Here is a 22,747-nt window from a genome sequence, read left to right on the forward strand (position 1 = left end):
GCTCACCGCACCCCCAGGTAGGCGGCGGTCAGCCGCTCGCTGTCCACCTCGTCCCTGGGCCCGGCCCACGTGACCCGGCCCAGCCGCATGAACGCCACCCGGTCGGCGATGGCCAGCGCCTCGGTGGCCTTCTCCTCGACGAGCAGCAGCGCGACCCCGCGCTCGCGCAGCTCGGCGAAGACGTCGAAGATCTGCCGCACCACCATCGGGGCCAGCCCCAGCGACGGCTCGTCGGCGATCAGCACGCGCGGCGGGCGCACGAGCGCGGGGGCGAGCGTGAGGAGCTGCTGCTCGCCGCCGGACAGGGCGCCGGCGAGCACGGTACGCCGCTCGGCGAGGTGCGGCAGGCGCTCGTAGACGGGCGCGGGGTCGGGCAGCCAGGTGCGCAGGTTCTCCTCCACGGTGAGGCCGGGGAAGACGCCCCGGCCCTCGGGTGCGAGCAGGATGCCGGCGCGGGCCCTGCGGTGGGCGGGCCAGGCGGTGACGTCCTGGCCGTCGAGCAGGATCCGGCCGCCGGTGACGGGCAGGTCACCGGCCGCCGCCGCGCACGTGGTGGACTTGCCGGCGCCGTTCGCGCCGAGCAGCGCGACGACCTCGCCGGGGTTGACGCGCAGGTCCACGCCGCGCAGCACGGTCACGTCGTCGTACCCGGCGACGACGCCCTCCATAGCGAACAGCGCGGGCTCGCGCGGCCCGGCCGCCGGCTCCTCCGCGGGCCGGACCGTCCGGCGCCGGCGCAGCTCGGCGAGCTGGGTGAGCACCCCGTCGGGATGCTTGGCCAGGATCATCCCGCCGAGCCCGAACAGGATGGCGCCGACGTGCGCGGAGACGTCCCAGGTGGCGAGCAGCTCGGGCACGGCGACCGCGACGAGCCCACCCAGCACGGCCCCGCCGACGCGCCGCACCCCCTGCAGCACCACCACGGCCAGCCACACGAACCCGGAGAACGCCGGCAGGTCGGTCGCCGTGATCGACCCCTTGGAGATCGCGAACAGCACCCCGCCGAGCCCGGCGATGCCCGACGCCAGCACGAACAGCGTGATCTTCGTGCGGGCGGCCGACAGCCCGGACGTGGTGGCCGCCGCGGGGGCCGACCGCACGGCCAGGATCGCCCGTCCCGACGCCGAGCGTTCCAGGTTCCGTACGAGCAGCGCCACCGCCCCGATCAGCAGGAGCAGCACGACCACCCGCACCCGGGGGTCGGAGGTGTCGGCGAAGCCGAACCCGAGCGCGGGCAGCGGCCAGCCGATCGTCCCGTTGCTGAACGCGTCCACCTGGAACAGCACCTGGTCGGCCAGCAGCGCCAGCGCGAGCGTGGCCAGCGTCAGCACCCGCCCGCCCAGCCGCAGCGCGGGCAGCGCCACCAGCGTTCCCACGGCGGCGGCGGCCAGCACGCCCAGCAGGATCGCCGCGACGAACGGCAGCCCGGACGCGAACGCCCACCCGCAGGTCAGCGCGGCCATGGCGGCGAAGGCGGCCTGCGCCAGGTTCACCATGCCGCCGATCCCGGTCACCACCACGAACGAGCAGAAGATCAGCGCCAGCACGAGCCCGTGCGCGGCGACGCCCACGTAGTACTCGGACCCGGCGAAGGCGAACGCCACCAGCGCCGCCGCCCCCAGGGCCCACGGGAGCCGGCGCCGCCACGGCGGCAGCCCGGCCAGGTGGTCGGGCGGCGGCACGTCCTCGGCCGCGCTGCCCGCCACCCGCTCGCGCGACCTGTTCAGCAGCACGAGCCCGGCGAACAGCAGGATCACCGGCACCGCCGTGCGCAGCCCGGTCACCTCTTCGAGGAAGTCGGTGTAGCCGGCGACCAGGTTCTGCACGACGCCGAGCGCGAGCCCGGCCGCGAACGTCCACGGGATCGAGCGCAGCCGCCCGAACACCGCCGCCGTCGCCGAGGCGAACAGCAGCACCGTGTACGCGGTCGCGTCCAGCCCCAGCACCGGCACGGCCAGCACCCCGGCCAGCCCGGCGAGGCCGGAGCCGAGCATCCAGGCCAGCGCCGAGGTGGCGTCGGCGTCGATGCCGCGCAGCGTGGCCAGCCGCCGCCGGTCCACGGAGGCCCGCATGCGCAGCCCGTACGGGGTGTGCCGGAGGAACGCCCACAGCCCGGCCGCCGCCACCGCCGAGACGCCGAACGTGATGGCCTGGTCGCTGTCCACCCGCACGCCGAGCACGTCGAACGCCTGCGCCGGATGCGGCCCGACGCCGCGCGGCAGCGCGGTCGCGTCCGCCGGGGGCAGCCCGGCCAGGTCCACGACCAGCAGGCCGAGCGCGGGCAGCGCGATCGTGAGCCCGATCGTGGCGACGATCTGCGCGGTCTCCCCCGCCTGGGCGAGCCCCCTGAACATCGCCTTGTGCAGCCCGTAGCCGAGGGCCGGGGCGAAGACCGTCACCGACAGCAGGGCCGCCGGCCACGCGGGCATCCCGGCCTGGCCGAGCTGGTAGAACAGCAGGGCCGTCAGGAAGCCGATGGCGCCGTGGGCGAAGTTGAACACGCCGGTGGCCGCGTACGAGAGCGTCAGGCCCGAGCCCATGATCGCGAAGACCGCGCCGGTGACCAGGCCGCTGAGCACGTAGTCCAGGATCATTTCAGCGGCACGTTGTCGAAGCACTTCATGCTCTTGGCCACCCGGAAGGCGCCGCCCTCCAGCTTGACCAGGGCGCCGCAGCCGTTCGGCTCGCTGTGGTCCTTGGGGAACTCGATGCGGCCGAAGCCGGGGTTCTCGTAGACGTACGAGCCGTTGGCCGTGGCCAGGAACTTCTCCCTGGTCAGGTCCTTGCCGGTCTTGTTCAGGATGTCGAGGAAGATGTCGGCGGCCCAGTAGCCGATGGCCAGGTGCTGGGTGAGCCGGGTGCCGGGGGCGACCCGCTCGACGTCCTGCTTCAGCTTGACGATCTCGGGGGCGGTGGACTCGAACGGCTCGAACATGGGCGCCGCGATGACGCCGTCGAGGGCCTGGGCGCTGGCCTGGTCCTTGAGGATGGCGGCGTCGTAGCTGGTGGCGTCCGTCAGCACGCCCTGGTAGCCGGCCCGCTTGAGCGCCGCGTACAGGCCGACGTTGAACTTGGTGCCGGCGATCACGGAGACGACCACGTCAGGGGGGCCGCCGTCGTCGGAGGTCATGATCTTGTTGACGTAGGGGAGCCAGTCGGGGGGCGGGGCGGCGGCCGGCAGGCCGGAGTTCACGCCGGCCAGCTCGAAGCCGGCGGCGGTGAACGACTGGGAGATGGTGGTGCCGCCGTACTTGCTGCCGCTGGAGTCGGAGGTCTGGACGTAGACGCTCTTGCCCTCGGCGCCGCCGAGCAGGTCGGCCATCTGCCTGCCCCACCACGTCTGCGACCCGGCTCCCTGCTTGGGGGCCAGGCAGCCGTTGTAGCCGAAGCCCGTCCTGGTGCCGCACCACTGGGGGCCGGTCGCCCAGCCGAACCACGGCACGCCCTGCTGCTCCAGGAACGTGGCGCCGCCGAAGTTGGGGGCGTGCACGGGGACGAGGGCGAACACCTGGTCCTTCTGCACGAGCTTCTTGGCCGCCGCGTCGCCCTTGGCGGCGTCTTGGCCGTCGTCCTCGGCGCCGACGAACTCGATCTTCCGCCCGTGCACGCCGCCCTCGGCGTTGGCCCGCTCGAACCTGGCCTTGGCGCCGATCTCGGCGTCCTTGGTGGAGTAGCCGCTGGCGCTGGTCTTGGTGAGCACGCCGCCGATCCTGATCGTCGTGCCGGTGACGCCGGCGGCACCTTGCGCCTGCCCGCCGCCCTGCCCGCCACCCTGCTGCGCCGCGCATCCCGTGGCCGCGCAGCCGGCGGCCAGCACCGCGACCACGAACGCCGCCGACTTCCTCCGCACCATGACGGCCTCCCCGCTCGCCCGGCCCCGCTTGTTTGGCCTAGCGCTCGCTTGGTTTAGCGCGAGCGTAAGTTTCGGCGCGCGGCACGTCAACGGGCGTGATCGGATTTGCCGAACAACCGCTTGTTTGTCAGTAGCGGTCCGGTTAGCGTGAGGCGCATGCTGATGCGCGCCGCCGTGCTCACCGCCTTCCACGCCCCCATGGAGCTGCGCGAGGCCGAGATCGACGATCCGGGCCCCGGCGAGGTCCGGGTGCGGATCAAGGCGTCGGGCGTGTGCGGCTCCGACCTCAAGGCCATCGACGGCAAGAGCCCCGTCGTCAGCAGGCTCCCCTACATCCTCGGCCACGAGAGCGCGGGCGTGGTCGAGTCCGTGGGCGCCGGCGTCACGGCGCTCAAGCCAGGCGACCACGTCATCATCGCCATGAGCGGGCCCTGCGGCCGCTGCCGCCCCTGCGCCGCCGGCCGCTTCCACCTCTGCTCGGGCCCCGCCCGCCTGCCCACGATCATGGGCGGCCTGCCCAGGATCACCCTCGACGGCGAGGAGGTGCGCCGCTTCATCGGCATCGGCTCGTTCGCCGAGTACGCCGTCGTCCCCGAGCTCATGTGCGTGAAAATCGCGAAATCCCTGCCGTTCGACGTCATGTGCCTCCTGGCGTGCGGCGTGATCACCGGCGTCGGCGCGGTGCTGAACGTCGCCCAGGTGCCCGCCGGGGCCACCGTCCTCGTCGTGGGCTGCGGCGGCGTCGGGCTCAACGTCGTGCAGGGCGCGGTGCTGGCGGGCGCCACCACGATCATCGCCGCCGACGTGGCCGAGCAGAAGCTCAAGCAGGCCGAACGCTTCGGCGCCACCCACACCCTGCTCGTCTCGGACCTGCCCCGGCAGGTGAGCGAGCTGGTCAAGGGCGGCGTCGACTACGCCTTCGACGCGACCGGCGCCCCCGGCGTCCTCGCCCAGGCGTTCGCCTCGACCCAGCCCGGCGGCACGACCGTCATGGTCGGCAGCCCGCCCGCCGGCCACCCCATGGAGCTGGACACGGGCCTGCTGTTCGCCTCCCGCCGCCTCATGGGCACCCAGGGCGGCGACGCCGCCCCCCACCGCGACCTGCCCATGCTGGCAGGACAGTACCTGCGGGGCCGCCTCGACCTGGCCGGCCTCATCACGGAACGGCTGCCGCTCGACCGGATCAACGAGGCCGTCACCCACGTCCGCCAGGGCACGGTCGCGCGGACCGTCATCACGTTCTGACAGCGGGACGGCGCGGGACGCTGGACGCGCCGCCGGAGCTGGGTTATGCGGTGATGCATGACAGAAACCACGCACGCCCGCTTCGCCGTCTCCCTCCCCCAGCAGATCCCCGACGGCGACTTCGACCCCGCCGCCTTCCGCGCCTACCTGCGCCGCGCCGAGGAGCTGGGCTTCCACAGCGCCTGGGCCCGCGAGGGCACCCTCAGCCCCGTCCCCACGCTCGGCCCGATCGAGGTCATGACGTACGCCGCCGCCTGCACCGAGCGCCTGCGCCTGGGCTGCGCCGTCTTCGTCAGCGCCCTGCACCAGCCGCTGCACCTGGCCAAGAGCCTCGCCAGCCTCGACCAGCTCAGCGGAGGGCGCCTGGAGGTCGGCGTCGGGCTCGGCTCGCGGGACCTGCTCGCCCCCTTCGGCGTCCCCGCCGAGGGCATCGTGTCGCGCTTCACCGAGGGCATCGAGCTGATGCAGGCGTGCTGGAGCGAGTCGAAGCTCTCCTTCCAGGGGCGGTTCTGGCAGGTCGAGGGCGCCATGGAGCCGAAGGCGTACCAGAAGCCGTACCCGCCGCTGTGGATGGGCGGCCACCAGCCCGCCGCGATCAGGCGCGCGATCCGGTACGGCACCGGCTTCGTCGGCGCGGGCGCGGCCACCACGGCGGCGTTCGCCGAGCAGGTGCGCACGCTGCGGGCCGAGCTGGAGCGGGCCGAGCGCGACCCGGCGAGCTTCAAGGTCGCCAAGCGCGTCTACATCTCGGTGGGCGACCCCCGCCGCGTCGAGACACCCCTGACCCGCATGTACGGCAGCGCCGACATGGCCGTCACCGGCCCGCCCGACGCCTGCGCCCAGGGGCTGGACGAGGTGCTGCGGGCCGGTGCCGACCTCGTGCTGCTGGACCCGATCTCGGACGAGGCCGCCCAGCTCGAACGCCTGGCCGGGGAGGTGCTGCCCGCACTATTCTAAGCTTCTTTCGAATATTGGAGGAGAGCCGCGCATGTCCTACCCCGAGCCCCGTTACCTCGCCGAGCACGGCGAGCACAGCGGCACCTTCGCCCTGGCCGACCGCGCCCCCGACCTGACGATCGGCACCAACACCCAGGTCCACTACCTGGCCACCGGCGGCACCACCAACGGCGCCTACGGCCTCTACCGGTGGGAGATGGGCCCCAAGCCCGGCGGCCCCAGCCCGCACTTCCACCGCACCATGACCGAGTCGTTCTACGTGCTGTCCGGCACGATCAGGCTCTACAACGGCGACAAGTGGGCCGACGGCAGGCCGGGCGACTTCCTGTTCGTGCCCGAGGGCGGCGTGCACGCCTTCCGCAACGAGTCGGGCGAGCCGGCCACGATGCTCATCCTGTTCACCCCGGGGGCCCCGAGGGAGGCGTACTTCGAGGAGCTGGCCGCCATCGCCGAGAGCGGCCGGCAGCTCACCCCCGAGGAGTGGACCGACGTGTACCTGCGCCACGACCAGTACATGGTCTGATGTTCCCCGAGGAGCCGATCTACGCGCAGCTCGCCCGCGTCGGCAAGGCGCTGGCCAGCCCTGTGCGGCTGCGCCTGCTCGACGTGCTCGACCAGCGCGAGCGCACCGTCGAGGAGCTGGCGCGGGCGGCCGGGATCCCGCTCAAGAACACCTCGGCCCAGCTCCAGCAGCTGCGCGCCGCGCGCCTGGTGACCAGCAGGCGTGAGGGCACGCGCGTCTACTACCGGCTGGCCGACGAGCGGGTCTCGCGGTTCCTCGGCGAGCTGCAGGCGTTCGCGGGCGGGCGGCTGGCGGAGCTGCGCGACGCCGTGCGCGCCCGGCTGGGCAGCCTCGAAGGGATCACCGCCGAGGAGCTGGCCGCCCGGCTGGAGGATCCCGGCACGGTCGTGGTGGACGTGCGCCCGCCGGCCGACTACGCCGCCGGCCACGTGCCGGGGGCGATCTCGGTGCCCATGGAGGAGCTGCGGGACCGGCTGGACGAGCTGCCCGCGGGCGCGGAGATCGTGGCGTACTGCGGCGGGCCGTACTGCGTGCTCTCCCCTGAGGCGGTGCGCCTGCTGCGCGCGCACGGCCACGACGCCCGCCCGCTCGACGGCGGCTTCCTCGGCTGGCGGCGCGCCGAAAAACCATTGGCACGTTGAGCGATCGTGCGCTTACCGTGAGCAATGGACCTCACGGAAGGAGGCACGGTGCACATCAGACGAGTCACCACGGCCGGCCTGCTCACGCTCCTGGCGCTGAGCGGCCTGGCCCCCGCCGGCGCCACGCAGGCGCAGGCCAGGCGCCTGTACGACTTCGGCGCCCAGGGCGTGGTCATCTGGAGCGAGCCCCGCGCCGGGTCGGGCCGCAACGGGCTCGGCTACGCCGGCCAGGGCTTCCATTCCGACCGGTCGGAGGAGCACGGGCTCTACCGCTGCGACAACTTCGAGAGCACGCTGTGGCACCACGGCACCAACGCGACCACCGGCATCGTCGGCTGGGTCCCCGCCTGCAACCTCGCCGACCCCGACTGACGGAGGCCCCGCCGTGACCGCCGCAAGGACGCCGCTGACCAGACGCGCCGTGCGCGCCGCAAGGGCGCCGCTGACGAGGGCCGCCGTGACCGCCGCCAGGACTGCGCTCCTCACCGCTCTCGTCCTCACTCTGTCCGCCCCGCTCCCCGCCCGGGCGGCCGGGCTCCCCCCGATCATCGTCCCCACCTACACCTGCGACTCCGTGCGCGGCGACCCGGGCCGCACGGTGCTGTTCGGCAACTGCTCGGCCTCGCTGGGCGCCGTCACCAACGGCGACTTCGCCGGTGAGGCGATCGGCGCCGCCCGCGACGTGTCCCTGCGCATCAAGTGCGTGGACGGCGGCACGGCGGCGGTGCCCGACGAGGTCGCGCTGCAGACCTGCGCGCAGGCCCGCTGAACACCCGTACCGCGGGAGCGCGCCCCGCGGTACATTCCCCATACCCGACAGCCGGAACGGGGGCGCTCATGACCGTCCACCTGCGCATCGAAGGCGACAACGCCGGCGACGAGCTGCGCGACCTGTACGCGTGGCTGGGCGAGGAGCCCGAGCTGCGCGGCCGGGTCCGGATCGTCGAGGCGCCGCCGGAGCCGGGCGCCCTCGGCGCCGCCCCCGACCTCCTCAACCTCCTGCTGGGCGCCGGCGGCGGCCTGGCGACGGCGGCCACGGTGCTGGTCGCCTGGCTGGGCACGCGGCGCGGCGAGGTGAGCGTCAAGGCCAGCCGCGGCGACCGGTCGGTGGAGCTGACCGCCAAGGGTGTCAAGGCCGTCGACGCGGCGGCGGCCAGAGACCTGGCCGAGCAGGTGGTCCGCCTGCTGGAGGAGCCGCCCGCTACACCCCTGCCGTGACGGGCTCCTCCCGCCGCACCGCCGGCGGCTCGTCCTCCTCGTGCCCCTCCACCGACAGGTTGGGCAGGATCCGGTCCAGCCAGCGCGGGCACCACCAGTTGAGCCGCCCCAGCAGCACCATCGTGGCCGGCACCAGGAACCCGCGGATGATCGTCGCGTCCACCGCGATGGCCACCGCGAGCCCCACCCCGAACGTCTTGACCATGGCGTCCGGGTAGGCGATGAACGCCACGAACACCGCCACCATGATCAGCGCGGCCGAGGTGATGACCCGCCCGGTGGAGCCCAGCCCCTCGGCCACGGCCCTGGCGTTGTCGCCGTGCCGCAGGTACGACTGCCGCACCGCCGTCAGCAGGAACACCTCGTAGTCCATCGACAGCCCGAACAGCACCGCGAAGAGCATCAGCGGCACGTAGCTCTCGATCGGCACCGAGAAGAAAATGGTCTGCACGTACGAGGAGTTGACCGGCGGGTCCATGCCGACGAGCCCGCTGCCGAGCCCGATGGAGAACACCATCGCCAGCGCCCCGAACGCCGCGCCGAGCGAGACGAGGTTCATCACCGCCGCCTTGATCGCGACGATCGGCGCGCGGAAGGCCAGCAGCAGGAGCAGCGCGCTGAGCAGCACGACGACGCCGATGACGAGCGGGGTGCGCTCGTTCATGCGGTCGCCGGCGTCGGTCAGGCCGGCGACCTTGCCGCCGACGTGCACCTCGACCCCGGGCAGGGAGATGGCCCGGACGTCCCTGACGACCTGGGCGGAGCGCTGGTCGCTGGGCGCGTACTCGGGGATGGCCTGGAGCAGCACCGAGCGGCCGGAGGTGTTGAGCTTGGGGTCGGCGACGTACTTGACGCCGTCCACGGCCTTCACCTCGCGGACGAGGTCGTCCACGATCGGGGCGTCGGCGTCGGGCACCTTGGCGGGCAGCTCGGCGACCACGATGAGCGGCCCGTTGAAGCCGGGGCCGAAGCCGGTGGCCATGAGCTCGTAGGCGCGCCGCGACTCCGAGCCCTGCGTGCCGTACCCCTCGTCGAGCGGGCCGAGTTGCAGCGCGAGGGCGGGGGCGGCGAGCGCGCCGAGGACGACGACGCTGCCGATCAGGGTGCGCCAGGGGCGGCGGGCCACCCACGCGCCGAGCCCCGCCCAGCCGGAGCCGGCGGCGTGGGAGCCGCCGGCGCCGCGCAGGAGCGGCACCTTCAGCGAGTTGATGCGGTGGCCGAGCAGGCCGAGCAGGGCGGGGACGAGCGTGACGGAGGTGAGCACGGCGGCCACGACGGAGATGCCGGTGACCCAGCCGAGCGTGGCCAGCAGCGGGAAGCCGGCCAGCAGCAGCGCGCTCAACGCGATGATGACGGTGCCGCCGGCGAAGACGACGGCCCCGCCGGAGCTGGCCACGGTGCGGCGTACGGACTCGGCGACCGGCACCCCTTCGGCGAGCAGCCGGCGGTGGCGCGACAGCAGGAACAACGCGTAGTCGATGCCGACGCCGAGCCCGATCATCGTGGCCATGATGCCGGCCTGCTTGGGCATGTCCACGACCCAGCCGAGCAGGCCGATGACGCCGAGGCCGGAGGCGACGCTGACCAGCGCGGCGAAGATGGGGACGGTGGCGGCGACGAGCGTGCCGAACGCGAACACGAGCACCAGCAGCGCGCAGACGATGCCGATGATCTCGCTCGGGCCGGTCTTGATCTCCTTGTCGGCCGGGGTCGAGCTGTCGGCCGGCACCACTTCGAGGCCGGCCTCGCGCGCCGGGTCCGCGGCTTTCGACAGCTCCTGGGTGGTCTGGGCGATCTTGTCGCTGTCGTTGCCCTCCAGGCGGATCGTGATCAGGCCGATCTGCAGGTTGGAGGAGATGCCGCCGGCGCGGAACGGGGTCTCGACCTTGGTGACGTGCGGCATGGTCCGCAGCTCGTCCATGGCCCGCTCCACCGCCCGCTTGCGGGCGTCCTCGATGAGCGGCCCGTCGGCGGAGTAGAGGAGGAGCTGCACGGTGCCGCCGCCGGCGTAACCGGGGCCGAAGCCCTCTTTCATGAGGTCGTGGGCGCGCTGGGCGTCGGTGCCGGGGATGCTGGCGTCGCTGTTCGTGGGGCTGGGGAAGGCGAGGCTGCTCCCCATCAGGGCGCCGGCGGCGATCACCCAGGTGATCAGTACGATCCAACCGTGGCGCGCGCACCAGCCGCCCAGCCGTCCCAGTAACCGCGTCATCGCTCAGCCCCCACTCGACGGCCGTCCTGTACGGTCGTACAGCACTTACGATAAGACGGGAGTTGTCCGGAAGGCTCCCTCCCGCAGGGAAATGAGACGATGACCACATCATCCGACGACACCCGCAGCCGCATCCTCGCCGCCGCCAGGGAGCTGTTCGCCGAGCGCGGCTACGCCGCCACCTCCCTGTCCGACATCGCCGCCGCCGTCGGGCTCACCAAGACCGCGGTCGCCTACCACTTCCATCCGAAGGACCGGCTGGCGCTGGAGCTGCTGTCGCCGGTGGCGGGCGACATGCTGGCGCTGCTCGACGCTCCCTACGCGAGCCGGGCCGCGTTCGTCGAGGCGCTGGTGGAGTTCGCGGTGCGCTACCGGTCGGTGATCCGGCTGTTCATGGAGGACCTGGCCGCCGACGACGCCACGACCGCCCCCGGGTCCGAACGGGACCAGATCGCCACGTTCAGGGACACGATCTACGCCAAGCTCGTCGGCGACGACCCGGGGCCCGAGATCCGGCTCAAGAGCTGGGCGCTGCTCGGCGCGTTGCAGTGGGGGGCGGTCAAGACGGCGGACCTGCCGGAGGAGCAGGTGCGTGACGTGCTGCTGGAGATCGCGAAGGCGTTCTGAAGGCCCGGGATCCCGCGTTCGGCAAGGCCGTTCCAGAGGCCCGGGATCTCGCGTCCGGCGCGGTCGAAAGGCGCTCTAAAGCCCCAGGATCTCGCGTTCGGCGTGGTCGAGCGCGAGGCGCACCGCGCCGATGGCCACCCCCTCGTCCCCGAACGTCGAGGCGACCACCTCCGGCGCGCTCACGCACAGCTCGGCCAGGTGCCGGCGCAGCGGTTCGAGCAGCACGGCGCCGGCGCGCGCGTAGCCCCCGCCGAGCACCAGCAGGTCGGGGTCGATGGCCAGGACGAGGGCCGAGGCGCCGATGGCCAGGTTCTCGGCGTAGCGGTCCACCCGGCGCACCGCGTCGCGGTCTCCCCCCAGCGCCGCCTCGAACACCTCCGCCGCCGAGGCGTCCTTGACCAGCTCGCGGGCCGCATCCTCCCAGCCGACCTGGCGCAGCGTGCCGATCTCGCCCGCCGCCCCGGTGCGCCCGGGATGCAGCCGGCCGCCGATCAGGATGCCGGCGCCCGCGCGGTGGCCGATCAGGACGTACACGACGTCGGCGGCGTGCTGGGCGCTGCCGCGCCAGTGCTCGGCGAGCGCGGCCAGGTTGGCGTCGTTGGCGGCCAGCGCCGTGCAGCCGAACCAGCGGCCGGCCAGCCCCGCGAGGTCCACGCCCGTCCAGCCGGGCAGGGTGATCGACAGTGACACGCGGCCGGTCCTGTCCACGATGCCGGAGGTGCCCGCGGCCACCGTCCAGACCCGCCGGTGCGCCACGCCCGCGCCGTCCACGCAGGCCAGCGCCGTACGCTCGGCGGCCTCCAGCCGCTCGTGGGCCGCGGCGTCGCCCGAGATCTCGGCCCGCTCCCAGGCGATCACCTCGCCGTTGAGGTCGGCCAGGGCCGCCACGATGGCGTCGCCGCCGACCTCCACGCCGACCACGTAGCCGGCGTCCGCCCGGAAGCCGAACCGCCGCGCCGGCCGCCCCATCACGCCCTCGTCGGGCGGCACCTCCCGGACGTAGCCGCGCTCGCCCAGCTCGTCGAGCACCGCCTCGACCGTCTGCCTGGACAGCCCGGTGACGCGCCCGAGCTGGGTCAGGGTGGCCACGCCGGCCCGGCGCAGCGCGCTGAGCGTGACCTTGGTGTTCACCTTGCGCAGCAGCGACGCGTCACCCGGCCGAAGCTCGGTCACTTATGAGACCCTTTCCCATAACTTCCCTATTGACGACTACCAGCCCGGATCCTAGCATCGGCCGACATACGTGAATTGGTTACATAAGTGGAGGCGCTCGGTATGGTGACGCTCGCCGTCGTCGGAGCGGGGTCGCGCGGGACCTCCTACGCCCGCCACGCCATCGCCGCGGGCGGGGCCACGGTGGTCGCCGTGGCCGATCCCCTGGGCAGCCGCCGCGACCGGTTCCCCGGCGCCGTGCCGTACGCGGACTGGCGGGAGCTGGCCGCGCTGCCCCGGCAGGCCGACGCGGTCGTCATCGCCACCCAGGACCGGGACCACGTCGAGCCCGCCGTGCGCTTCGCCGAGCTGGGCTACGACATCCTGCTGGAGAAGCCGATGGCGGTCTCCGAGGACGACTGCCGGGCGATCGTGGCGGCGGCCGAGCGGTCGGGCGTCGTGTTCGCGGTGTGCCACGTGCTGCGCTACACCCCGTACACGCGGGCCTTGAAAACCCTGATCGACGCGGGCCGGATCGGGGAGATCGTCAGCGTCCAGCACCTGGAGCCGGTCGGGTGGTGGCACCACGCCCACTCCTACGTCCGGGGCAACTGGCGGCGGGCCGACGAGTCCACGTTCATGCTGCTCGCCAAGTCCTGCCACGACCTCGACTGGCTCGTGCACCTGACCGGCAGGCAGGTCGCGCGCGTGTCCTCGTTCGGCGGCCTGCACCACTTCCGGCCGGAGAACCGGCCGGCGGGCGCCGCGGACCGCTGCCTGGACTGCTCCGTCGAGCCGGACTGCCCGTACTCGGCCCGGCGCATCTACCTGCCGCTCGCCGGCGAGCACGGCTGGCCGCTGTCGGTGCTCACCGACGACGTCTCCGAGTCGGGGGTGCTGGAGGCGCTGCGCACCGGCCCGTACGGCAGGTGCGTCTACGCCTGCGACAACGACGTGGTCGACCACCAGGTGGTGAACCTGGAGTTCGAGGGCGGCACGACCGCGTCGTTCACCATGACCGGGTTCACGCCCGCGCAGCACCGGCAGACCCGGATCTTCGGCACCCGCGGCTCCATCGACGGCGACGGCGACCGCCTGACCGTCCACGACTTCGTCACCGGCCGCTCCTCCGTCGTCGAGACCCGCCCGGGCGGGGACGGCACGGCCAGGGGCGGGCACGGGGGCGGTGACGAAGCGCTGGTGGAGGCGTTCCTGACGGCGGTGGCCACGCGGGACCGCACGCCGATCCTCTCCTCGCCGGCCGAGAGCCTGCACAGCCACCTCATCGCCTGGGCCGCCGAGCGGTCCCGGCTGACCGGCGAGACCGTTTCTCTGAAAGAAGGAACCCCCCGATGAAAGCCCTGCACGTCACCGCCGCCGCGCTGGCGCTCGGCGCGGGCCTGGCCGCCTGCGGATCGTCGCCGTCGCCTCAAGCGCCGACCCAGGAGCGCGGGCCGATCACGTTCCTCGGCGGCAAGTTCGAGGCCGAGTCGGTGCAGAAGATCGTCGACGCCTGGAACGCCGCCCACCCGCAGGAGAAGGCGAGCGTCGTCCTGCTGCCGGAGAGCGCCGACGAGCAGCGCCGCAAGCTCATCCAGAACGCGCAGACGAAGTCCGACGCCGGTGACGTCATGCTCATCGACGCCGTGTGGACCAGCGAGTTCGCCGCGAACCGGTGGGTGGAGGAACTCAAGCTGGACACCACCGGCTTCCTGCCCACCACCATCGAGACGGCGAAATATCGCGACAAGCTGTACGCGATGCCGGTCTTCACCGGCACCGGCCTGCTCTACTACCGCACCGACCTGGTCAAGCAGCCGCCCAAGACCTGGGCCGAGATGAAGAAGATCTGCGACGAGGTCCTGCCCAAGCAGAAGGGCATGAGCTGCTACGGCGGCCAGTTCGACAAGTACGAGGGCCTGACCGTGAACTTCTCCGAGGCCGTCGCCTCCGCCGGCGGCGAGCTCCTCGACGCCTCCGGGCAGCCCCAGCTCACCAGCGAAGCGGCGAAGCAGGCCGCCCGGTTCCTGGCCGACGCCTTCAAGAGCGGGATGATCCCCAAGGAGGCGATCACGTACAAGGAGGAAGAGGGACGCGTCGCCTTCCAGGAGGGCAAGCTGCTCTTCTACCGCAACTGGGCCTACGGCTACGAGGCCGCGCAGAAGACCGACGGCTCCAGCAAGGTGGCGGGCAAGTTCGACGTCGCCCCGATCCCCGGGCTGAACGGCCCCGGCGCGGGCACCCTCGGCGGCAACAACCTGGCCGTCTCCGCCTTCTCCAAGCACAAGCAGACGGCGCGCGACTTCGTCGCGTTCATGACGAGCGCCGAACAGATCAAGGCGTTCGCGCGGACCAGCTCCATGCCGGTGCCGCGCGCCGCCATCTACGACGACCCCGAGATGATCAAGAAGTACCCGTACCTGCCCGCGCTCAAGGAGGGCATCCTCGCCGCCAAGCCGCGTCCCAAGGCCGTCCGGTACGGCGACGTGACCGCCGCCATCCAGGAGTCCGCGTACGCCATCATCACCGGCGCCAAGCCCGTCGACCAGGGCCTGTCGGAGCTCCAGACCGCGCTCGGGCCCCTGCTCAAGTGAAGGCCCGATCGCCCGGATGGCTGGCCGCCGCCATGCTGTCCCCCACCCTGCTCGTGCTCGCCCTCGTCGTCTTCTACCCGCTGGTCGCCGCCATGCGGGAGTCGTTCTACGAGAGCGGGCAGCGCCTCGACGCCGACGGGTTCGTGGTCGAGGGCGAATGGTTCGCCGGGCTGGCCAACTACGCCGGCGTCGCGCAGCAGCGCTTCATCAACGCCGCCCTCAACACCACCCTGTTCACCGTCGTCACCGTCTCCCTGGAGGTCGTGCTCGGCATGGCCATGGCGCTGGTGATGCGGCGCGCGTTCCGCGGGCGCGCGTTCCTGCGGGCCAGCATCCTCGTCCCGTGGGCCGTGCCGACCGCCGTCGCCGGCCTCATGTGGAAGTGGATCTTCCAGGCGGACGGCGTCGCCAACGCACTGCTCGGCACCCAGATCCTCTGGACCGCCGACGGCCCCTGGGCCAAGCTCGCCGTCATCGTCGCCGACACCTGGAAGACCGCGCCGTTCGTCGGGCTGCTCGTCCTGGCCGGGCTGCAGATCATCCCCGCCGAGGTGTACGAGGCGGCGCGGGTGGACGGCGCCACCCCCTGGCAGACGTTCCGGCGCGTCACGCTGCCGCTGGTCAAGCCCGCGCTGCTGGTGGCCGTGCTGTTCCGGCTCATGGACGCGCTGCGGATCTTCGACCTGCCGTACGTGCTGGTCGGGCCGCGCAAGCAGTCGGTGGAGACGCTGTCCGGGCTCATCTGGGACGAGGCCACCCGCGTCCACTACGGGCCCGCCTCCGCCTACGGGACGGCCCTGTTCGTCTACATCGCGGTGATCGCGTTCGTGTTCGTGAAGCTGCTCGGGGCCGACCTGCTGAGTGACGTCCGGGAACGGCGGCTCAGCGGGCGGCGTGAAGGGAATGCACGTGTGGCGTAGGGCGGGAACGATCGGCATCGCGCTGTACTGCCTCGTGCCGTTCTACTGGATGGTGGTGTCGAGCTTCCGCCGCACCGCCGACATCCACGACACCACACCGCTGCCGAGCCCCTGGTCGCTGGAGAGCTACGAGGCGGTGTTCGCCGCCGACATGGGGTTCGGGCGGTCGCTGCTCAACAGCCTCGTCGTGGCCGGCGTCACCACCGCCGTGACGCTGCTGGTCGGGACGCTGGCCGCGTACGCGCTGGCCCGGCTGTCCTTCCGCGGCAAGAACGTCGTGCTCGCCCTGGTCATCGCCGTGTCGATGTTCCCCGGGGCGCTGCTCATCGTGCCGCTGCTCAAGCTGTTCACCGCGATCGGGTGGATCAACACGTACCAGGCGATGATCGTCCCGTCGATGTCGTTCGCGCTGCCGCTGACGATCTGGAACCTGACGACGTTCTTCCGTCAGCTCCCGTACGAGCTGGAGCAGGCCGCCATGATCGACGGCTGCACCCCGTTCGCCGCCTTCCGGCGGGTCATGCTGCCGCTGGCCGCGCCGGGCGTCTTCACCACGGCGATCCTGGCGTTCATCGCGACCTGGAACGAGTTCATCATCGCGGTCACCATGGTCAACGACCAGGAGCGGCAGACGGCGACCGTACGGATCGCGCAGTTCACCGGGGCGGCCAAGTTCGACACCCCCTTCGGGACGCAGATGGCGGCCGGCGTGCTGGTCACGCTGCCGCTCGTGCTGCTCGTGCTGTTCTTCCAGCGGCGGATCGTGGCGGGGCTGACGGCGGGTGCGCTGAAGTAGCCCCCGCCGGAGGCCCGGCACCGGAATACTGGAGGGTCAGACCGCACCCCAGAGAGGGGGTCCGCGCTTGCGCACGTGGTTCGAGCCCGAGGAGACGGCGCCGTACGCGGCGGCCAAAGCCGTCCTGACCAGGCGCTGCCTCGCCTGGGCCGACGCGCACGGCCGCCCCGCCGACGGCCCGCTGGTCGCCGCCGCCCTCGACGCCCGCCACCACAGCCGCGACGGCCGCCTCGCCTACTGGGACGAGCCGCAGATCCGGCGCTACCTCCTGGCGTGGGTGCCGAAATACGTCGTCACCCCCAGGGACATCCTGGAGATCGCGCCCGAGATCCTGCGCACGTTCCTGCACTACCTCGCCGCCACCGGCCTGCGCGACCCGCGCGGCGCCACGCCCGCGCAGGCCGACGACGCCGTCACCCGCGTCCTGCCCGACTTCCGCAAGGCCCTCGACGACCCTCACCTGCAAGGGCCGGCCACGTTCTGGACGCAGACGGCGCTCGACCACGGCAGCGACCTCGCCGGCCCCGGCGCGCTGCGCGACTTCGAGCTCGACCTCGACGCCGGCCGCATCCGCTACGACCGCGACCTGCTCGGCCGCCTCCTGGAAGCCCGCCACTCCCGCACCGACCTCGACCTTGAGGAGGAGCGCGCCTTCCCCCAGCCGCCCATCGCCCTGCCCGCCCCGGACGACCTCGCCGACGCCGCCGCACGCAGCGTCACCGTGCGCCGCCTCACCACGCTCGCCACCTGGGCGGGCGAGCTGGGCCGCCCCCTCACCCGCTCCGGCCACCTCACGCTCGCCGACGCCCGCGAGCTGTCCGCCCTGCTCGGCACCGGCGAGCAGGAGCTTCAGGTCCGCGGCTCCGCCGACCTGCCCCAGCTCCGCCTCCTGCTGGCCTGGGCCCGGCGGCTCGGCCTGGTCCGCGTCGCCAAGGGCCGCCTCCTCCAGGCGCGCTCCGCCACGCTTGCGCACGACCCGGCCGCGCTGTGGGCCCGCGCCTTCGACGTCCTGCCCGAGCTCGGCGCCGAGATCAGCATGAGCGGCCGGGCCGGGGTCCTCGGCCGCTGCTTCGCCGCCGTCCTGCCCGACCTGCTCGCCACCCTGTACGGCATGGACGACGTGCCCGTGGCCCGACTGGAGGAGACCGTCTGGCCGGCCTGCCAGGAGCACGTGTCCATGGAAACGACGTCCGAGCGGACGAAGGACCTGTGGCGCCGCCGCACCGCCCTCGACCTGGAACGCGCCTTCGACGTCCTGGCCGACCTGGGCGCCGTCGACCTCACCCACGGCCCCGCCGACGACCGCTACACGAGCGACCTCGACGACGGGGCACTGCCTCCGGAGGCGGCCGAACGCCTGCGCGAGCGCCTCGCCTCCCCCGACCTCCTCCTCGCCCGCCTCACGCCCCTCGCCCTGCGCTCCGTCCGCGACCGCCTCCTGCGGGAGGGCCGCGACGCCCCACTGATCGGCGAGCTGGCCACCGCACCCCCGGCGGAGCTCCTCGGCGTCCTCACCCAGCACTACCCGCCCCGCGCGGCCGCCGTCGAGCTGAACGCCTGGCTCTCCCACCCAGGCCAGGACCTCGAAGCGCTGCTGCGGGCCGCCCGCGACTGCCCGTTCCGCACCCGCGCCGCCGCCATGCTCGCCGTGCTCGCGCAGGCCCTGCCCGAGGGCCAGGCCCTCGTCCGCGACCTCCGCCACGACCCCGTCCTCGCCCCCACCGCCCTGACCCTCCTCGTGGACGCGGGCGAGATCGACCCGGCCGCACTGGACCGGCGCGAGCACCTGCTGCTGGGCGCGGAGAACTTCCTCTCCCTCCTGGAGCTCGGCGGCCCCGCGGTGGTCATCGAGCAGCTCCGGTCGATGGCCGGGCACGGCGCCCACGACCTCGCGGCGGCACTGCTCGACTCCGGGCACCACGACCTGGCCGGGCTGGAGGAGCTGCGCGAGCTGGTGGCCAGGCCCTTACGCGCCTCCCGCGACCGGCCCCTGCGCCTCATCCCCGGCACGGGCCGCGGCACCCGCCCCCTCCGCAGAAGACGCCGCCCGTAGCCCCTTTGGAGGGGAACTCACAGCATGGCCTTCGCTGGAGCCGAACTCACAACAGGCCGAGATCACGCAGGCTCTCGGCCGACTCCACGATCGTCGTCTCGGCATCACGCGGACGCCATCCCGTCCCCCGCGCCCGATCGTTGTGGATGACCGGCCGCGGCGGCTCCTCCCCCGGCGCCTCCTCCGTCGGAACGCGCGCCCCAAGGGACCGAGCCGCCGCCGCAGAACCTCCGCCACCTCCAGGAAACTCCACGCGGGCCCGTCACCCACGGCCAGGAACCGCCGGCCCGCCGCTTCGGGCGCCGCCATGACCCGCAGGTGCAGCTCCGCCACGTCCCGGACGTCGACGATCCCGAACCGCTGGCGCGGCACCACGCTCATCACCCCGCCGACCATCGCCTTCACGAGCTGCATCGAGCTGCCCAGCCCGGTCGTCAGCGTCGGCCCCAGGATGAACGTCGGATTCACCACGACCAGCTCGGTGCCGCCGCCCTCACGCCGCATCAGGTCCCAGGCGGCCCGCTCCGCGATCGCCTTGGAGCGCGGGTACGGCGCCAGCCCCGGCGTGTCCGGATCCGTCCAGTCGTCCTCGGTGTACTCGGCGCCCGGCTTCGGCGTGTACCCGACCGCCGCGAAGGACGACGTGAGCACCACGCGCCGGGCCCCGGCGTCGCGGGCGGCACGCAGCACCCGCAGCGTGCCCTCGCGGGCGGGCACGATCAGCTCGTCCGGATCCTCCGGCTGGACGGCCGGGATGGGCGAGGCCACGTGATGCACCTCCGCGCACCCGTCCACCGCGGCCGGCCAGCCGTCGTCGCTCATCAGGTCCGCCGCCACGACCTCCAGCCCCGCGTCATCGGCGCCGCCACGGCGCACCGCCGCCCGCAGATCGCCCTCCCGATCCTTGGAACGCACGGTCGCCCGCACCGGCCTGCCCTCCCGCAGCAACGCGGCGACCAGGTGCGTCCCCAGATACCCCGACCCGCCCGTGACCAGAACCGGCCTCATCCCAACGCCTCCAACGCCGAAACCGCTTCCATGACCCGCCGCCACGCCTCCGCCTCCGCGGCGGCGTCACCTCGATCGCGGGCATCCCACAGCGCCGCCTTCTCCCGCAGGTAGGCCAGCCTCGTCCGCTGCGCCGCGATCTCGGCCTCGACCCGCCGCGCGTGCCGCAACAGCAGGTCCCGCTGCTCGGCCGCCGCCTCCCGGCCGCGCGCCCGGTTCGCCTGGTACGTCCGCATGTCCTCGATGCTCACGCCGACCGCCCGCAGGCACGCCAGAATCTCGACCTCGCTGACGTCCTCCTCCCGGTAACGGCGATGACCACTGCGCTCGTCACGCGGAATCGGACCGATCAGCCCCACGTCCTCGTAGTACCGCAGCGTCGGCTCGCTCAGCCCGCTGCGCCGGGACACGTCCTGAATGGTGAAGGTGCTCACGCACGTCAGAACACCACACTTCAAGCGCTTGAAGTCAAACCCCACCACCACCCGCCCCGCGCCCCCGCCCCTCCACCAGCACACCGCCTTCGGACAGCGCACCACCCCGAACGCCGCAAACCGTCTCCGCCGGCGCAGCGCGGGCGACGACGCAGCGCGGGCGGCCACCCGGAGGCGAAGCGCCACAGCCCGCCGACGCCGCTGCCCGATCGCGCAGCGGCACAGCCGCCCAGCGACGCAGCCCGGGCGGCCACCCGGAGGCGAGGCGCCGCAGCCCAGCGGCGCAGCGCGACCAGCAGCAGCGCAGCGCGAGCGGCAGCGGCAGCGGCAGCGCGAGTGGCAGTGGCAGTGGGGTGGTTCACGGCCGAGGCGGCCCCCGTAGGGCAGCGCCTCGGCGACAGGGCGGGCGGGGGAACGGCGGGGGTGGGGTTACTTGGCGAGGGCGTGGCGGATGGCGGTGGCGAGTTCGGCGATCTGGCGTTGGGAGATCTCCGCCGACACGATCGCCTGCGACCCGTGGAACGTCCCCGGCCACTGGTGCAGCTCGACCGACACCCCCGCCTGGAGCAGGCGCAGGGCGTATTCGATGGCCTCGTCCCTGAGCGGGTCGAACTCGGCGGTGGCGATGTAGGCGGGCGGGAGTCCCGACAGGTCCTCGGCGCGGGCGGGCGCGGCGTAGGGGGTGACGGGCTGGGAGCCCATGTAGTGCCGCCATGCGGTGGCGAACTTGTCGCGCGTCATCCAGGGCGTGTCGGTGAAGTTCCGTGCCGACCAGGTCTGCTGGCGGTCGTCGAGGCCGGGCTGGTGGAGGAGCTGGAAGCAGATCGGCGGGCCCTGCTCGTCGCGGGCGCGCAGCGTCATGGCGGCGGCGAGGTTGGCGCCGGCGCTGTGGCCGCCGACGGCGATGCGGTCGGGGTCGATGCCGAGTTCGGCGGCGTGCTCGCTGACCCAGGTGAGCACGGTGTAGGCGTCGTCGAAGGCGGCGGGGAAGGGGTGTTCGGGTGCGAGGCGGTAGCCGACGGAGATCACGGTGGCGCCGGACAGCTCGGCGGCCCGGCTGGCCCACGGGTGCTCGGTGTCGAGGCTGCCCATGACCCAGCCGCCGCCGTGCATCCAGACGATGGCTCCTTGTGCCTGGAGGGGGCGGTAGACGCGGACCGGCACGTCGGGGTCGCCGGGGATCAGGCGGTCCTCGATCACCATGTCGGGGCTGTCGGCGGCCGGTACCGCACTGGCGAGTGCGGCGAGGCCGTCGCGGGCGGCGGCGGGGTCGCTCAGGTCGGCCGCGGGGAAGAGCGGAATGAAGGCTTCGAGTTCGGGATTCATGTCGCCCATCCTGCTGATCGCCATGTTTCCCATCATCCGCCATCTGTCGGGCGTTCGCCCCGGTTCGCGCGCCGATCGGCGCATATGCTCGTTGTCATGGAGGCGTTGGCGTTACGGCTGTCGCAGCTGGATCAGCTGGCTGAGGGTGCGATCCGGGTCGTCATGTTCTACGACACGCTGATGCGGCGGCGGGTGGACCTGCCGGGGTTGGCCCGCGCTTCGGCGGTGCTGGCGGAGTGTGTGGCCGGCGTCCGGCTGCACGGCACGGGCCAGGTGATCCGCATGGCGCCGGGCGGCACGCGGGCGCTGGACCCGGCGCTGCCGGCGTCCACGGCGACGGCGATCACGCTGGACGACGAGGAGATCGGCACGGCGTGGCTGGAGCGTCCTGGGCCGCCGGGCCCGCTCGACGAGTTGCTGCTCGACCGGCTGGCGATCGCGGCCGCGGCCGTCGTCGAGCGGTACGGCCCGGCCCGTACCACCATGGCAGACCCGGCGCTCGTCGAGCTGGCGATCAGCGCCGAGGCCGACGAGGCGGCGCGGGCGCGGGCGCTGCGGCTGCTGGGTTTCGCGGCGGGGCTGCCCGTGCGGGTCGTCGCCGTCCGCTCGCAGCCACCTCTCGACCAGGCAGGCGCCACACGCTCGCGGCTGCCTCTCGACCAGGTCGGCGCCCTGATCTGCCCGGCCAGGCCGGTGAAGGCGGCGCCGCTCGGCGACACGGGCGTCATCCTGGCCACCACCGTCGACCCGGCCGCGTTCCCGGCGGGCGTGCACGCCGGGATCGGCCCGGCGGGCAGCCCGCACCTGTCGTGGCGGCAGGCCCGCACCGCGCTGCGCTTCACGACCCCGCGCGAGCCCGTCGTCCGTTACGACGACCTGGGCGCGCTGGCCCTGCTGGCGGAGATCCCGCAGGACGTCGCCCAGGACAACGCCGACGTGGCGGCCATCGCCCGCATGGCGGGCAGCCCCGAGGACCTGGAGACGCTGGACGTCTACTGCGCGACCGGCTCCCTGCGCCGCGCCGCCGACCTCCTCCACCTGCACCACAGCAGCGTCGCCCGCCGCCTGGAGCAGATCGGCAGGACGCTCGGCATCGAGCTCACCGAGCCCACCGGCCTGACGAGGATCAGGCTCGCCCTGACGGCGTGGCGGCTCCTCCAGGCGTGACCGTTCGGGTCTTCGGCGAGCCGG

General features: G+C 73.2%; 21 protein-coding genes. 14 read left to right on the plus strand and 7 right to left on the minus strand.

The annotated features are described in order from the left end of the window. Positions 1-2: 2 nt before the first annotated feature. Together KIS93_RS49485 and KIS93_RS49490 are read right to left on the minus strand one after the other, a co-directional pair. Positions 3-2,594, minus strand: a complete 2,592-nt coding sequence (locus KIS93_RS49485; protein WP_080042207.1) for an ABC transporter permease subunit — start codon at positions 2,592-2,594, stop codon at positions 3-5. Then, complete coding sequence (locus tag KIS93_RS49490) at positions 2,591-3,853, minus strand: ABC transporter substrate-binding protein (protein WP_080042208.1); 1,263 nt, start codon at positions 3,851-3,853, stop codon at positions 2,591-2,593. Before KIS93_RS49490 ends, KIS93_RS49485 begins: the two co-directional genes overlap by 4 nt. Positions 3,854-4,009: 156 nt before the next feature. On the opposite strand from KIS93_RS49490, the gene KIS93_RS49495 reads away from it, so the two are divergent. From KIS93_RS49495 to KIS93_RS49525, 7 genes are all read left to right on the plus strand, one after another. Next, positions 4,010-5,098, plus strand: a complete 1,089-nt coding sequence (locus KIS93_RS49495) for an alcohol dehydrogenase catalytic domain-containing protein (RefSeq protein WP_080042209.1) — start codon at positions 4,010-4,012, stop codon at positions 5,096-5,098. Positions 5,099-5,155: 57 nt separating this feature from the next. Further along, positions 5,156-6,055: an LLM class flavin-dependent oxidoreductase gene (locus KIS93_RS49500; RefSeq protein WP_080042210.1), complete on the plus strand. Its 900-nt coding sequence runs from the start codon at positions 5,156-5,158 to the stop codon at positions 6,053-6,055. Positions 6,056-6,086: 31 nt separating this feature from the next. Beyond that, positions 6,087-6,578 (plus strand): cupin domain-containing protein, encoded by a 492-nt coding sequence (locus tag KIS93_RS49505; RefSeq protein WP_080042211.1) that lies wholly within the window; start codon positions 6,087-6,089, stop codon positions 6,576-6,578. Next, positions 6,578-7,219, plus strand: coding sequence for an ArsR/SmtB family transcription factor (locus KIS93_RS49510; RefSeq protein WP_080042212.1), 642 nt, complete (start codon positions 6,578-6,580; stop codon positions 7,217-7,219). The genes KIS93_RS49505 and KIS93_RS49510 overlap by 1 nt, the downstream gene beginning before the upstream one ends. 48 nt (positions 7,220-7,267) lie before the next feature. Beyond that, positions 7,268-7,591, plus strand: a complete 324-nt coding sequence (locus tag KIS93_RS49515; protein WP_155128418.1) for a hypothetical protein — start codon at positions 7,268-7,270, stop codon at positions 7,589-7,591. Between the two features lie 13 nt (positions 7,592-7,604). Further along, on the plus strand, positions 7,605-7,988 hold the full coding sequence (locus tag KIS93_RS49520) for a hypothetical protein (RefSeq protein WP_155128420.1): 384 nt from the start codon (positions 7,605-7,607) through the stop codon (positions 7,986-7,988). A 68-nt stretch (positions 7,989-8,056) separates the two neighbouring features. Then, positions 8,057-8,437, plus strand: coding sequence for an effector-associated constant component EACC1 (locus KIS93_RS49525; RefSeq protein ID WP_080042215.1), 381 nt, complete (start codon positions 8,057-8,059; stop codon positions 8,435-8,437). Here the strand turns inward: KIS93_RS49525 and KIS93_RS49530 are convergent. After that, positions 8,421-10,646: an MMPL family transporter gene (locus KIS93_RS49530; RefSeq protein WP_080042216.1), complete on the minus strand. Its 2,226-nt coding sequence runs from the start codon at positions 10,644-10,646 to the stop codon at positions 8,421-8,423. The genes KIS93_RS49525 and KIS93_RS49530 overlap by 17 nt on opposite strands. 99 nt (positions 10,647-10,745) lie before the next feature. On the opposite strand from KIS93_RS49530, the gene KIS93_RS49535 reads away from it, so the two are divergent. Then, entirely contained in the window at positions 10,746-11,273 is a 528-nt protein-coding gene (locus KIS93_RS49535) for a TetR/AcrR family transcriptional regulator (protein WP_080042217.1), read from the plus strand. Positions 11,274-11,348: 75 nt separating this feature from the next. Here the strand turns inward: KIS93_RS49535 and KIS93_RS49540 are convergent, their stop codons facing one another. Beyond that, positions 11,349-12,446 (minus strand): ROK family transcriptional regulator, encoded by a 1,098-nt coding sequence (locus KIS93_RS49540; protein ID WP_080042218.1) that lies wholly within the window; start codon positions 12,444-12,446, stop codon positions 11,349-11,351. Between the two features lie 102 nt (positions 12,447-12,548). Between KIS93_RS49540 and KIS93_RS49545 the strand changes: the two genes are divergently transcribed. The 5 genes from KIS93_RS49545 (at position 12,549) to KIS93_RS49565 (ending at position 18,788) form a co-directional block, all read left to right on the plus strand. Next, complete coding sequence (locus KIS93_RS49545) at positions 12,549-13,781, plus strand: Gfo/Idh/MocA family protein (RefSeq protein ID WP_080042219.1); 1,233 nt, start codon at positions 12,549-12,551, stop codon at positions 13,779-13,781. Next, positions 13,778-15,019, plus strand: coding sequence for an ABC transporter substrate-binding protein (locus KIS93_RS49550; protein ID WP_080042220.1), 1,242 nt, complete (start codon positions 13,778-13,780; stop codon positions 15,017-15,019). Before KIS93_RS49545 ends, KIS93_RS49550 begins: the two co-directional genes overlap by 4 nt. Further along, positions 15,016-15,939 carry a carbohydrate ABC transporter permease gene (locus KIS93_RS49555; RefSeq protein ID WP_222107922.1) on the plus strand — a complete coding sequence of 308 codons (924 nt, stop codon included), beginning with the start codon at positions 15,016-15,018 and terminating at the stop codon, positions 15,937-15,939. The genes KIS93_RS49550 and KIS93_RS49555 overlap by 4 nt, the downstream gene beginning before the upstream one ends. After that, positions 15,929-16,735, plus strand: a complete 807-nt coding sequence (locus KIS93_RS49560; protein ID WP_222107923.1) for a carbohydrate ABC transporter permease — start codon at positions 15,929-15,931, stop codon at positions 16,733-16,735. Before KIS93_RS49555 ends, KIS93_RS49560 begins: the two co-directional genes overlap by 11 nt. A 67-nt stretch (positions 16,736-16,802) precedes the next feature. Further along, positions 16,803-18,788 carry a hypothetical protein gene (locus KIS93_RS49565; protein WP_080042222.1) on the plus strand — a complete coding sequence of 662 codons (1,986 nt, stop codon included), beginning with the start codon at positions 16,803-16,805 and terminating at the stop codon, positions 18,786-18,788. Here the strand turns inward: KIS93_RS49565 and KIS93_RS49570 are convergent. The 3 genes from KIS93_RS49570 to KIS93_RS49580 all read right to left on the minus strand — a co-directional run bounded on the left by KIS93_RS49570 (position 18,702) and on the right by KIS93_RS49580 (position 21,580). Then, on the minus strand, positions 18,702-19,796 hold the full coding sequence (locus KIS93_RS49570; RefSeq protein WP_222107924.1) for an NAD-dependent epimerase/dehydratase family protein: 1,095 nt from the start codon (positions 19,794-19,796) through the stop codon (positions 18,702-18,704). The two genes, KIS93_RS49565 and KIS93_RS49570, sit on opposite strands and share 87 nt — an antisense overlap. Further along, positions 19,793-20,230: a MerR family transcriptional regulator gene (locus KIS93_RS49575; RefSeq protein ID WP_080047165.1), complete on the minus strand. Its 438-nt coding sequence runs from the start codon at positions 20,228-20,230 to the stop codon at positions 19,793-19,795. The genes KIS93_RS49570 and KIS93_RS49575 overlap by 4 nt, the downstream gene beginning before the upstream one ends. Before the next feature lie 429 nt (positions 20,231-20,659). Continuing rightward, positions 20,660-21,580: an alpha/beta hydrolase gene (locus KIS93_RS49580; protein ID WP_230465519.1), complete on the minus strand. Its 921-nt coding sequence runs from the start codon at positions 21,578-21,580 to the stop codon at positions 20,660-20,662. Positions 21,581-21,652: 72 nt separating this feature from the next. Between KIS93_RS49580 and KIS93_RS49585 the strand changes: the two genes are divergently transcribed. Then, positions 21,653-22,723, plus strand: coding sequence for a PucR family transcriptional regulator (locus KIS93_RS49585; RefSeq protein WP_080042225.1), 1,071 nt, complete (start codon positions 21,653-21,655; stop codon positions 22,721-22,723). Positions 22,724-22,747: the final 24 nt, after the last annotated feature.

Origin of the sequence: [Actinomadura] parvosata subsp. kistnae (assembly GCF_900323885.1) — a bacterium.
Lineage (GTDB): Bacteria > Actinomycetota > Actinomycetes > Streptosporangiales > Streptosporangiaceae > Nonomuraea > Nonomuraea composti.